Raw genomic sequence first — 12,834 nt, 5'->3', positions numbered from 1 at the left:
GCTAACGCTGCCAACGCTGTCTCGTCGTCACCGTCACTGTCAGCCGGAAGATTAGATGAGCATCGGTGGCGGGCTTTGACAATCGGGCGTCGACTTATGTGGGATGTGGCGACGATACGTTGCTACGGTCGCCGAAGTGCTATTTCGCGCGCACAAAACAAAAGGCGCTCCCGAGGGAGCGCCTTTTTGGCACCTACGCGCGCGAGGCGCGTCAGTGAAGCATGGCTTACAGCGCGTGCGCGCCGTTGGTGGCCACTTGCGCGGTCGGGTTGTTGCCCGCCGTGCGTTGCGGCGCCGTGCCGCCACCTTCAAGCAACCACTTGCGAACGCGTGTGGCGTCGGCAAAACGCGAATACTTGCCGGTGGAGTCGAGCAGAATCATGATGACCGGACGGCCGTCGACGTTGGCCTGCATCACGAGGCATTGACCCGCTTCGTTGATGTAACCCGTCTTTTGCAGACCGATTTCCCAGCCCGGATGACCGATCAGATGGTTCGTGCTCGCGTAATGCAACTCGCGACGGCCCGTGTTGACGTCGTAGTTGGTATCGGTCGAGAAGCGACGAATCATCGGGTATTGATACGCGGCCTTGACCATCTTCACGAGGTCACGCGCGCTCGACACGTTCTGACTCGACAGGCCGGTCGGGTCGTTGAAGTGCGTGTCGTTCATACCGAGTTCCTTGGCCTTGCGATTCATCGCTGCCAAGAAAGCCGGACGGCCGCCCGGGTAGTAACGCGAGAGCGCCGCTGCCGCGCGGTTTTCCGACGACATGAGCGCGATGTGCAGCATGTCTTCACGCGACAGACGCGAGCCGACGGACAAACGCGAGCCCGTGCCCTTCTCGTAATCGCGATCTTCGTCGGTCACTTCCATGGCATCCGTCATCGGGATACCGGAATCGAGCGACACCATCGCCGTCATCAACTTCGAGATCGAAGCGATGGGCAGCACCGCCTGCGAATTCTTATCGAACAGCGACTCGCCGGTACGCTCATCGATCACGTAGGCCACCGACGAACGCAACGCGAGGGCGTCCGGCGCTTCATGCAGACCGAACGCGCGACCGGTCGACAGACGCTCGGGCGCTTGCGGTGCGAAGTTGACGGTGCGATACGACGTCACGACATGGCGTTTGCCATTCTTGAAGACGACGCGTTTGACGGCAACACGCTTGGCCGCAGGTCCGTCGTCGTCGACGGCAGCGAGCTTGCGTGCCTTGCCACCTGCCTTCGTCGCGCTTTTGGTATCACGCGAGGCGGTGGTGGCAACCGCACGTTTGGCGGTGGCTTTACTGGTTTTCGCGACGGGCTTGGCGTTCGCGCAGGCGCGTTTTTGAGCCGCAGTCTTAGCAGTCTTCGGCGAGCATTCGCTCGTCTTACCGGCTGCGTAGACAACGGCCGGCGCACCGGCAGCGAGCGAGATCGCCACGACGGCAGCACCCCAGAGGCGGGCGCGGCACAAACGTGCAAGGGTGGTGATCGCGTACATAGATTGGGAGTAGCGTAAGGTTGGCAGGCAACGAGTTTGGGAGAAGTTTAGTAACTTCCCAAAAAATAAGCAATATGAATGACTTAGCTGAAATACTTAATCCGGCCTCTGGCAGTTTTGTGCAGCGCAACCCGATAAATGTAACGATCGCCACAAAATGCCAGAAAACGCAAAAATCCTAAATTCCCTCAGTTCAAAAAGTGCGCCCAGTCTTCGAGCGGCGCGCGCTCGGTGACCAGCTGATTCTCTGCGGCGGCCGGGTCGGCATACCCCAACGCCATGCCACAGACCACCATGCGCGACTCCGGCAAACGCAGTACTTCGGCGATCACCCGCGGATACATGGCAAACGCCGCCTGCGGACAGGTGTCGAGCCCACGCGCGCGGGCCGCCACCATGAAGCTTTGCAGGAACATGCCGTAGTCCAGCCAGCTCCCCTGCTCCAGATGCCGGTCGATCGTGAAAATCAAGCCGACCGGGGCATCGAAGAAGTTGAAGTTGCGTCCATGCTGACCATGCATGCGCGCCTTGTCCTCGCGTCCGATGCCGAGCAAGCCATACAAGTCCCACCCGACCTTGCGGCGCCGGCCCTGATACGGCTCGGTCCATTCGCGCGGGTAGTACGCATACTCTTCGTCGTGCATCAGGCGCTGCGCCGGATCGTTGAACGTGTCGAGCAAGCGCGTCGTGAGCGCGGACAACGATTTCCCGGTGAGCACATAGGTTTGCCACGGCTGGATGTTGCTGCCTGACGGGGCACGCGATGCCACCGAAAGCATGTCGGCCACGGTCTGCTGCGGCACGGGTGTGGGCAGGAAAGCGCGAATCGACCGGCGGCTGCGAATGGCCTCGTCGACATGTTCCACGCGCAAGGCCGCCAAGTCGTTGACATGCCCCGGGGGCGTACTTTCCCCAACACCGTCGGTCACGCCCGCCCTTTCGAGGGACGGATCGTTTGCGTCCGGCGCGCGCATCTCGTGCGCCTGCACGGTTTGCGGGGCCTCCCTGCCCTGATGCTCGTGTTTCATAAGGTCTCTGATTGTCTGGTTTTGGACGGCCGGCGTCGCTATGTCGACGTGTAGTTATGTCTTTATGTCGGTCGATGCCGGGGGCGTTGTCGATACCGACCGCCGTTCGATCACGAGCGCCACGCCGAGCGCAGCCACCACCATGCCCGCGGCACTTAACGGCGAGAGCGTCTCGCCGAACAGCAGCCACGCCATCACGGCAGTCGTGGGCGGCGTCAGGTACATGAGGCTCGACACCTTGGTCGCCGCGCCATGCCGGATCAACAGGAACAACAACGAAATCGCGCCGATCGAGAGCGCCAATATCGACCACGCCAATGCGCCGATCATTTCCGCGTTCCAGCGCACCTGCATGGTTTCGAGGAGCCACGCGGCGGGTAACGTCACGACAAAGGCGGCGCCAAACTGGACGATCGTGCCGACGCGCAAGTCGAACTGCGCACAGAACCGCTTCTGATAAAGCGTGCCCGCCGTGATCGCGGCCAGACTCAATACGCACAGCGCAATCGCCGCTGGGCCTACGCCGCGCACGCCGACCTTATTGGCCACCACAAGACCCACGCCTGCAAAGCCGCACATCAGGCCAAGCCATTGACGCCGGGAGACCGGCTCGCCGACGACCTTCGCGAACAGCGCCGTCAGCAGCGGTTGAATGCCAACGATCAGCGCGGCCAATCCCGCCGGCACGCCATGCTTGATCGCGGCCCAGACACCGCCGAGATAAACCGCCTGAATGAGAATGCCCGAGACGGCGAGGTGGCCGTACAGCGCCCAGTTCGCCACATCTTTGCCGTCGACTTTGTGGCGCGGCCAAGGCGTGCCGGTCATTAACGCGATGGGGAGCATCACGATCAGCGTGCCGGCATAGCGCCACGTGAGAAACGTCAGCGGCTCGGCATTCGGCATGCCGTACTTGGCCACGATAAAGCCCGTGCTCCAGATCAGGACGAACCACCAGGGCATGGTGGCCGACCAGATCGCAGCGCCCCCGGTCGAGGGTGCCGAAGGCGTGGCCCCCGGGTGTGACGCAGCGCGCGGCGCGACGGACGGGTCTGCCCTTCGCCCGGTCATACGAGAATGTCGTGCACGGACACGTCCTGAAGACGGTGGCCGGTGCGCTGGAACTGGCTGGCCAGCCGAAGGGTTGCGAAATGGGCAGCGACGGTCTGTTCGATTTCGCGCCCGTAACCGCCGGCCATAGCAATGGCGACGGGCAGGCCGCGCTCGACACATGCCGTCAGCACCTTGCGGTCGCGGGCGAGCAAACCGTCATGCGAGAGTGCCAAGCGGCCCAACCGGTCGTTTTCCAGTGGATCGGCCCCGGCGAGATAGATCACGAGCGACGGCGTGAATTGCGCGAACAGGTCCGTCAACGCATGGCCGAGCGCAATCAGATACTCGTCGTCGCCGCAACGGTCGGGCAGCGCCACGTCGAGATCGCCGTGCGCCTTGTGAAACGGATAGTTGTGTTCGCCATGCAGCGACAACGTGAACACGCTGGCGTCGTGCTCGAATATTGCCGCCGTCCCGTTGCCCTGATGAACATCGAGATCGATGATCGCGACGCGTGTGCCGGGCCCAAGTTCGGCCTGCATCGCGCGCGCGGCAACTGCGGCATCGTTGAATACACAGAACCCTTCGCCGCGATCGGCGTAGGCGTGATGCGTACCGCCCGCCAGATTCGCTGCGACGCCGTCGACCAGCGCCGCCCGGCACGCGGCGACCGTCGCCCCGGCAGACCGGCGCGAGCGCTCGACCATCTGCGTCGACCACGGGAAGCCGATGTCACGCTGTTCCTTGGCATCGAGTGCCCCGGTGCTGACACGGGTGACGTAGTCCGCCGAGTGCACTCTGCGCAACATCGTGTCGTCAGCGGGCAACGCTTCCGCCAGCGTCACTTGCGGCAACTCAGACGCGACGCGCTCACGCAGGCGCGCGTACTTCTGCATGGGGAAGCGGTGCCCGGGGGGCAGAGGCAGGACGAAATGGTCGCTGTAAAACGCTTGCATCGACACGATTGGCCGGCAGACGCGGCACGCAAAAGGCGTTGAACGACATCGGCACTGGCGCTCGGTACCCGCCGCCGATTAGAAAAACCCTTCGGATTTTTGCCGCGAGTGACCGCTCCGCCAGTGCCGGAACCCGACGATAGTACCATCGCCGCGCCGGGTTCGCCGCGCCCCCAATCGGTGCAAAGCCGCACCAATCAAGGCTTTCCAAGGGGGTGTCACAATTCGCCGCAGCGCGGTGTCACGCGACTGTCATGCGCCACCCAAGCGGTTGATTTAGTAAGCTTTTGTTGAATTGTTGCGCCGCACAAAAAAAGACTTGACAGCGACAAAAATATCTCTAAACTTGCAATTGTGCGATGCAACAAAGAACATTGCACCACTTGAGAAGGCCCCAACCGTGTTTTCACCGAAATAAGGTGAGAACCAACAAAGCGAACACGGAGTGGGTCGATACGTTGTGTATGACACCATAGGAGAACGCCATGTCGTTTCTGACCCCCGAGCAACTCGCTGCCGCCCACAAGGCCAACCTCGAAACCCTGTTTGGCCTGACCAACAAAGCCTTTGAAGGCGTTGAAAAGCTCGTCGAACTGAACCTGCAGGCCGTGAAGGCATCGCTAGCAGAATCCGCTTCGACCGCGCAAAAGGCTTTCGCTGTGAAGGACGCGCAGGAACTGCTCGCTCTGCAAGCCAACCTCGTTCAGCCGGCTGCCGAAAAGGCACTCGCTTACGGCCGTCACCTGTATGAAATCGCTTCGTCGACGCAAGCCGAAGTGACCAAGGTGGCCGAAGCCCAACTGGCGGAAAGCTCGCAGAATGTGCAATCGCTGTTCGACAACCTGGCCAAGAACGCACCGGCCGGTTCGGAATCGGCAGTTGCACTCGCCAAGTCGGCCCTGTCCGCTGCCAACAGCGCATTCGACAGCGTGCAGAAGGCAACCAAGCAAGCCGTTGAAATCGCCGAAACGAACTTTGCTGCCGCGACCAATGTTGCCACGAAGGCTGCTGCTCAAGCCTCGCGCGCCGCGACCGCTGCCAAGAAGTAATCGTCTGCGTCCTGTCTGTGTAGCACGAGGGACGTTTGAGAATTGATCGCGGCAGTCCCATCTGACGCCGCGACGCAAGTTGTCTCCTCGGTACCGCAGGTACCTTTCGAACCCGGCCCCGTGCCGGGTTTTCTTTTTGCGGCGCCCGGAATGAAAAAACCGCCACCCTCCGAAGAGGCGTGGCGGTTTTTTTCGGCCCGGCATTCAAGCCGGTGACCGACTCACTTACTTCTTGCGCGGCGGCGGCACGTCGGTGCAGACACCTTCGTAGATCTCTGCTGCCATACCGACCGACTCCGACAGCGTCGGGTGCGGGTGAATCGTCTTACCGATATCCACCGCGTCAGCGCCCATCTCCACTGCCAGACAGAGTTCGCCGATCAGGTCGCCCGCGTGCGTCCCGACGATCGCGCCACCCACGATGCGGTGCGTTTCTTCGTCGAACAGCACCTTGGTGAAGCCTTCATCGCGACCGTTGGCAATCGCACGGCCCGAAGCGGCCCACGGGAACACGGCCTTGCCGTACTTCACGCCTTCCGCCTTCAGTTGGTCTTCGGTCTTGCCGGCCCATGCCACTTCCGGATCGGTGTAGGCCACCGACGGAATTTGAATGGCGTCGAAGTAAGCCTTCTCGCCTGCGGCGGCTTCGGCGGCAACGTGCGCTTCGTGCACGGCCTTATGCGCGAGCATCGGCTGACCGACGATGTCGCCGATCGCGAAGATGTTCGGCACATTCGTGCGCATCTGCTTGTCGACCGAAATGAAGCCGCGATCGCCCACCGACACGCCGGCCTTTTCGGCACCGATCTTCTTGCCGTTCGGGCTGCGGCCGACGGCCACCAGCACGAGGTCGTAACGCTGCGGTTCGGCCGGTGCGGCCTCGCCTTCGAACTTGACGTAAATCCCGTCAGCCTTGGCTTCCGCACCCACCGTCTTGGTCTTGAGCATGACGCGGCCGAAGCGCTTCGCGTTCATCTTTTCCCAGACCTTGACCAGATCGCGGTCGGCGCCTTGCATCAGGCCGTCGAGCATTTCGACGACATCGATTTCGGTGCCGAGTGCGCTGTACACCGTGGCCATTTCCAGCCCGATGATGCCGCCGCCGATGACCAGCATCTTCTTCGGCAACTGGCGCAGCTCGAGCGCACCGGTCGAGTCGACGATGCGCGGATCTTCCGGCAGGAACGGCAGCTTCACGGCTTGCGAGCCGGCAGCGATGATCGCTTGAGCGAACTTCACCACGCGCTTGCTGCCGTCAGCGGCGACTACTTCGACATGGTTCGGGTCAAGGAACGTGCCCACACCGTGCAGCACTTCGACCTTGCGCATCTTGGCCATGCCGGCCAGACCGCCGGTCAGCTTGCCGACCACGCTGTCCTTGTACGCACGCAGCTTGTCGAGATCGACTTCCGGCTTGGCGAACGAAATGCCGTGGTGACCCAGCGACTGCGCCTCTTCGAGGACAGCGGCCGTGTGCAGCAGTGCCTTCGACGGGATGCAGCCCACGTTCAGGCACACGCCGCCGAGCGTTGCGTAACGCTCGATCAGCACGGTCTTGCGGCCCAGATCGGCCGAGCGGAACGCTGCCGAGTAGCCGCCGGGGCCTGCGCCCAGCACGACCACTTCGCACTCGGTGTCGGCGCCGCCGCTATGCGTAGCGGCGGCCGGTGCCGGTGCAGCGGGCGCTGCCGGCGCGGCCGGTGCTGCTGCCGGGGCAGCCTTGGCAGGTGCGGCGGCCGGGGCTGCCGGTGCAGCGGCTTTCGCGGCACCTGCATCTTCGGCTTCGATGATGGCGATCACCGTGCCTTGGCTCGCCTTGTCGCCCACCTTGATCTTCACTTCCTTGACCGTGCCCGACACTTCCGAGGGCACTTCCATGGAGGCCTTGTCGGACTCCAGCGTGATGAGTGAAGCATCCTTGGCGATCTTGTCGCCGGGCTTGATCATCACTTCGATGACATCCACGCCCTCTGCGCCGATATCCGGCACCTTGACTTCAATGAGACTCATGCGGGGTCTCCCTGTCGCATATATGACTTGATGGTGGTATCGATCGGAAACGTGTGCACCTGAAACGGGCCAGCAGAACTCTTGTCGAATTCCGCGCCCGCCTTGACGCCGGCCTCGGCGATGGCGCTTGCGCTCAGATCCTGATCGTAGAGGGCGTACATGGCACCGAGCGCATAGTTGCGTCCCGAGCCGATGCCCCAGAACCGATCGAAAACAAACACTTCCCGGTAGGAATAAACGCCGTAGATACCAGTCGGATTCGCAATCACACAAGTGATCTGCGACGACTCGTACGGATCGTCTTCTTCCTCCTTCGTATTGAGGAAATACTCTTCCTTGAGCTTCTGATGGACGCGGCAGAACGTGCGGAACACTTCATCGCGCGAGTGCAGACGGCACTCGTCGCTCATGCCCGAGAGAATGGCACGCATGACCGGGAAATGCGCCGTAGTACCGGCAAGCCCGATATACGAGTCGCCCACGAGAAACACCTTGCGGTTTTCCTCGTACGACTGCGAAAGTCGCGTGTCGCCGAACGTCACGAGTGAATCGGCGGCAATCGCGATTTCACCCGCCTTCCTGACGACTACCACGGTGGTCATGGTGCCCCTCCTCGTCCAGATGCCGAAGCTTGCGCCTGCAATGGCCGGTACCGGCTGCCGGCCTGCGCTTACGCGTGGGCCGGCAGCACAGGCCATTACAGCATTGCGCGACGGAAGTCCGCCAACAGTTGGCCCAGGTAAGCGTTGAAGCGAGCCGCTTCCGCGCCGTCGATCACGCGGTGATCGTAGGACAACGACAACGGCAGCGTCAGTTGCGGCAGGAACTGTTGCTTGCGCTCATCCCACACCGGCTTCTGATACGAACGCGACAGACCCAGAATGGCCACTTCAGGCGCATTGATGATCGGCGTGAACGTGGTGCCGCCAATCCCGCCGAGCGACGAGATCGAGAAGCAACCGCCTTGCATCTGATCCGGCTTGAGCTTGCCTTCGCGGGCGAGCTTGGCCAGGTCCGACGTCTCGCGAGCGATTTCGAACACGCCCTTCTTGTCCGCGTCGCGCACAACCGGCACGACCAGACCGTTCGGGGTGTCGGCAGCGAAGCCCACGTGGAAGTACTGCTTGAAGACGAGGTTGTCGCCGTCGAGGCTTGCGTTGAACGTCGGGAATTTCTTCAGGGCCATCACAACGGCCTTGATGACGAACGCCAGCATCGTGACCTTGACGCCAGCCTTCTCGTTTTCCTTGTTCAATTGCACGCGGAAGGCTTCGAGTTCGGTGATGTCCGCTTCGTCATTGTTCGTGACGTGCGGAATCATGACCCAGTTGCGATGCAGGTTCGCACCCGAAATCTTCTTGATGCGCGAGAGCGCCTTCGGCTCGACCGGACCGAACTTCGAGAAGTCGATCTTCGGCCACGGCAGCAGGTTCAGCTCGCCACCGCCTGCGGGCGCGCCGCCCGCAGCCGCCGGACGATTACCGCCGGCCAATGCACTCTTGATGAAGTTGCGCACGTCGTCGACGGTCACGCGGCCCTTCGGACCAGTGCCCTTGACCTGCGTGACTTCCACGCCCAGCTCGCGCGCAAATTTGCGCACCGACGGGCTGGCATGGCTGATCGGCTGGCTTCCCGATTGGGGCGCCGGGGCTGCGGCAGCCGCCGGGGCGGGTGCCGGGGCCGCCGGTGCAGGTGCCGGTGCCGCAGCAGGTGCCGCGGCTTGCGGCGCGGGTGCCGGGGCAGCAGCCGCCGCCTTGGCCGGTGCCGCAGCGGCACCTTCGAGCACCACGATCAGCGAACCTTCGGAGACCTTGTCGCCGACGTTGACCTTGATTTCCTTGACCACACCAGCGGCCGGGCTCGGCACGTCCATCGACGCCTTGTCCGATTCCAGCGTGACCAGCGATTGCTCGGCCGTCACAGTGTCGCCCACCTTGACCAGCACTTCGATCACGGGCACGTCGTCGTAGCCGCCGATATCCGGCACCTTCACGTCGATCTTGCTCGTGCCGCCAGCGGCAGCCGGCGCGGCCGGTGCTGCGGGTGCCGCCGCCGGAGCAGCAGGTGCAGGTGCAGCGGCTTGCGGTGCCGCGGCAGGCGCGGCGGCCGGTGCAGCAGCGCCATTGGTTTGTGCGCCCGAACCGTTGACGGTCTCGAGCGTCAGGATCAGCGAACCTTCCGACACTTCATCGCCAACCTTCAGGCTCAGTGCCTTGATAACACCGGCAACCGGGCTCGGCACATCCATCGTGGCCTTGTCCGACTCCAGGGTGATCAGCGCCTGCTCGGCGTCGATCTTGTCACCCGCCTTGACCAGTACTTCGATCACGGGCAAGTCCTTGAAGTCACCGATGTCCGGGACTTTCACTTCGATCACTTGACTCATTTTCCACAGTCTCCTCGAGGCTGCGCTTGTCGTGCGGCGCGCGTCCGCCTGCCGCTGGGGGGCGGCTGGCGGACACTTCTGCCGCGCGAAGCGGCCTTTAGACGGTCATCGGGTTGGGTTTATTCGGATTCAGGTTGTACTTGGCAATCGCTTCGGCAACCTTGCTTGCCGGCAGCGTGCCTTCGTCGGCCAGCGCCTTGAGCGCAGCGACCGTCACCCAGTTACGATCCACCTCGAAGAAGTGACGCAGCTTCTCACGCGTATCCGAGCGGCCATAGCCGTCAGTACCGAGCACCACGTAACGACCGCGCACGAACGGACGAATCTGATCCGCATACGTACGGATGTAGTCGGTCGATGCGATGACCGGACCACGCGTGTCGTTCAGGCACTTCTCGACGTGCGACAGGCGCGGCGTCTCGGTCGGGTGCAGAAGATTGTAGCGTGCCACGTCATTGCCTTCGCGCGACAGCTCGGTGAAGCTCGGGCAGCTCCACAGATCCGATTCGACGCCCCAGTCGTTCTTGAGCATCTCGGCCGCAGCAATCACTTCATTGAAGATCGTGCCCGAACCCAGCAGTTGCACGCGCGGTGCCTTGCTGTTGTCCACGCCGCGGCGGAACGCATACATCCCCTTCAGGATGTCTTGCTCCACGCCTTCCGGCATGGCCGGGTGCGCGTAGTTCTCGTTCATCACCGTCAGGTAGTAGTACACGTCTTCCTGATCCTGCACCATGCGGCGCAGACCGTCCTGAACGATCACGGCGAGTTCGAAGGCGAACGTCGGATCGTACGGCAGGCAATTCGGGATCGACGACGCCCACAGCAGCGAGTGACCGTCTTCGTGTTGCAGGCCTTCACCGTTGAGCGTGGTACGGCCGGCGGTACCGCCGATCAGGAAACCACGGGCGCGCATGTCGCCAGCGGCCCAGGCCAGATCGCCGATGCGCTGGAAGCCGAACATCGAGTAGAAGATGTAGAACGGGATCATCGTCTCGCCGTGCGTCGAGTACGACGTTGCGGCGGCGATCCAGTCGCACATACCGCCGGCTTCGTTGATGCCTTCCTGAAGGATCTGACCGCTCTCGGACTCGCGGTAGAACATCAGTTGATCCTGATCCTGCGGGATGTAGCGTTGGCCGACCTGACTCCAGATACCGATCTGGCGGAACAGGCCTTCCATACCGAACGTACGCGATTCATCCGGCACGATCGGCACGATACGCTGACCCAGCGCCTTGTCCTTGAGCAGCACGTTGAGAATACGCACGAACGCCATCGTCGTCGAAATCTCACGGCCTTCAGCCGTCGCCTTGAGCAGTGCGTCGAAAGCGGTCAGGGCCGGCACCGGCAGCGAAGCGGCCTTGGTACGGCGCTGCGGCAGGTAGCCACCGAGTTCCATGCGGCGTGCGCGCATGTACTCGAGTTCCTTCGAACCTTCTTCGAACTTGACGTACGGCACGTCGGCAATTTCGTCGTCGGTCAGCGGCAGCTTGAACTGGTCGCGGAATTTCTTGAGCGACTCCACCGGCATCTTCTTCTGCTGGTGGGTGATGTTCATGGCCTGACCCGCTTCGCCCATGCCATAGCCCTTGATGGTCTTGGCCAGGATGACGGTCGGTTGACCCTTGTGCTGCGTTGCCGACTGATAGGCCGCGTAGATCTTGTGCGGATCGTGACCGCCGCGATTCAGCGCCCAGATGTCTTCGTCGGAATAGTCGGCCACCATGGCCTTCAGTTCAGGCGTGTTGAAGAAGTTCTCGCGCACATAGGCGCCGTCCTTCGACTTGTACGTCTGATACTCGCCGTCCACGCATTCCATCATGCGCTTCATCAGCAGGCCCTTGCGATCGCGGGCGAGCAGCGAATCCCAGCGGCTGCCCCAGATGACCTTGATGACGTTCCAGCCGGCGCCACGGAATTCCGATTCGAGTTCCTGAATGATCTTGCCGTTACCGCGCACCGGACCGTCCAGACGCTGCAAATTGCAGTTGATCACGAACACGAGGTTGTCGAGACGCTCGCGCCCCGCCATGCCGATCGCGCCCAGCGATTCCGGTTCGTCCGTTTCGCCGTCGCCGAGGAAGGCCCAGACCTTGCGGCCTTCGGTCTTCACGATATTGCGCGACTCGATGTACTTCATGAAGCGAGCCTGATAGATCGCCATGATCGGGCCCAGGCCCATCGACACCGTCGGGAACTGCCAGAAATCGGGCATCAGCCACGGGTGCGGGTACGACGACAGACCGCCGCCGTCCACTTCCTGACGGAAGTTCTCGAGCTGGGTCATCTCCAGACGGCCGAGCAGGTACGCGCGGCTGTAGACGCCCGGCGACGAGTGACCTTGCACGAACACCAGATCGCCGCCGTGCTTGTCCGACGGGGCGTGCCAGAAGTGGTTGAAACCGACGTCGTACAGCGTCGCGGCCGAGGCGAACGAGGCGATGTGGCCGCCGACGTTCGTGTCCTTGCCGGCACGCAGCACCATCGCGATCGCATTCCAGCGGGTGTACGAGCGGATCTTGTGCTCGATTTCCTGATCGCCCGGAATACGGGCTTGCTGGTCGACGGGGATGGTGTTGATGTAGGGGGTGTTTGCCGAGAACGGGAGATGTTCGCCGTTGATACGGGCGAATTCAATCAACTTCTCGAGCAGGTAGTGGGCACGGTCCGGGCCCTCCGCAGCCAGCACGCCTTCGAGCGAGGCCAGCCATTCTTGCGTTTCTTGGGGATCGGCGTCCGCAGGGGACACGATCTTGAGGGCTTCTTCAGGTACGGCGGACATGGTGTCTCCTTGTCTGTCGTTAGCGGGTTGGCGTAATGGTCGATACCCGCTTCATGGACGGGCCCACCGGCATTT

At 62.4% G+C, this 12,834-nt stretch carries 9 protein-coding genes; 1 reads left to right on the top strand and 8 read right to left on the bottom strand.

What is annotated here, in order from left to right; translation table 11 throughout:
* Window positions 1-226 precede the first annotated feature (226 nt).
* The 4 genes from pbpG to PIN31009_RS11030 all read right to left on the bottom strand — a co-directional run bounded on the left by pbpG (window position 227) and on the right by PIN31009_RS11030 (window position 4,529).
* Window positions 227-1,492, bottom strand: coding sequence for a D-alanyl-D-alanine endopeptidase (gene pbpG / locus PIN31009_RS11045; RefSeq protein WP_087688090.1), 1,266 nt, complete (start codon window positions 1,490-1,492; stop codon window positions 227-229).
* A gap of 188 nt (window positions 1,493-1,680) precedes the next feature.
* Window positions 1,681-2,520 carry a nitroreductase gene (locus PIN31009_RS11040; RefSeq protein ID WP_246185601.1) on the bottom strand — a complete coding sequence of 280 codons (840 nt, stop codon included), beginning with the start codon at window positions 2,518-2,520 and terminating at the stop codon, window positions 1,681-1,683.
* A gap of 54 nt (window positions 2,521-2,574) precedes the next feature.
* Entirely contained in the window at window positions 2,575-3,483 is a 909-nt protein-coding gene (locus PIN31009_RS11035) for a DMT family transporter (protein WP_246185600.1), read from the bottom strand.
* 104 nt (window positions 3,484-3,587) lie between these two features.
* A complete protein-coding gene (locus PIN31009_RS11030) occupies window positions 3,588-4,529 on the bottom strand; it encodes a histone deacetylase family protein (protein WP_150790199.1) in 942 nt (313 codons plus the stop codon).
* A gap of 485 nt (window positions 4,530-5,014) precedes the next feature.
* Between PIN31009_RS11030 and PIN31009_RS11025 the strand changes: the two genes are divergently transcribed.
* Window positions 5,015-5,578 (top strand): phasin family protein, encoded by a 564-nt coding sequence (locus PIN31009_RS11025; protein ID WP_150684168.1) that lies wholly within the window; start codon window positions 5,015-5,017, stop codon window positions 5,576-5,578.
* 225 nt (window positions 5,579-5,803) lie between these two features.
* Here the strand turns inward: PIN31009_RS11025 and lpdA are convergent, their stop codons facing one another.
* The 4 genes from lpdA to aceE form a co-directional block, all read right to left on the bottom strand.
* Window positions 5,804-7,588 (bottom strand): dihydrolipoyl dehydrogenase, encoded by a 1,785-nt coding sequence (gene lpdA, locus PIN31009_RS11020; protein WP_150790198.1) that lies wholly within the window; start codon window positions 7,586-7,588, stop codon window positions 5,804-5,806.
* Entirely contained in the window at window positions 7,585-8,190 is a 606-nt protein-coding gene (locus tag PIN31009_RS11015) for an Ntn hydrolase family protein (protein WP_150790197.1), read from the bottom strand. The genes lpdA and PIN31009_RS11015 overlap by 4 nt, the downstream gene beginning before the upstream one ends.
* 95 nt (window positions 8,191-8,285) lie before the next feature.
* Window positions 8,286-9,974: a dihydrolipoyllysine-residue acetyltransferase gene (aceF, locus tag PIN31009_RS11010; RefSeq protein ID WP_150790196.1), complete on the bottom strand. Its 1,689-nt coding sequence runs from the start codon at window positions 9,972-9,974 to the stop codon at window positions 8,286-8,288.
* A gap of 97 nt (window positions 9,975-10,071) precedes the next feature.
* Entirely contained in the window at window positions 10,072-12,759 is a 2,688-nt protein-coding gene (gene aceE, locus PIN31009_RS11005; RefSeq protein ID WP_150790195.1) for a pyruvate dehydrogenase (acetyl-transferring), homodimeric type, read from the bottom strand.
* Window positions 12,760-12,834: the final 75 nt, after the last annotated feature.

The organism is Pandoraea iniqua (assembly GCF_902459685.1).
GTDB lineage: Bacteria > Pseudomonadota > Gammaproteobacteria > Burkholderiales > Burkholderiaceae > Pandoraea > Pandoraea iniqua.
Note: the sequence above shows the minus strand (reverse complement) of the source record. Positions and strands in the feature narration are given on the sequence as shown.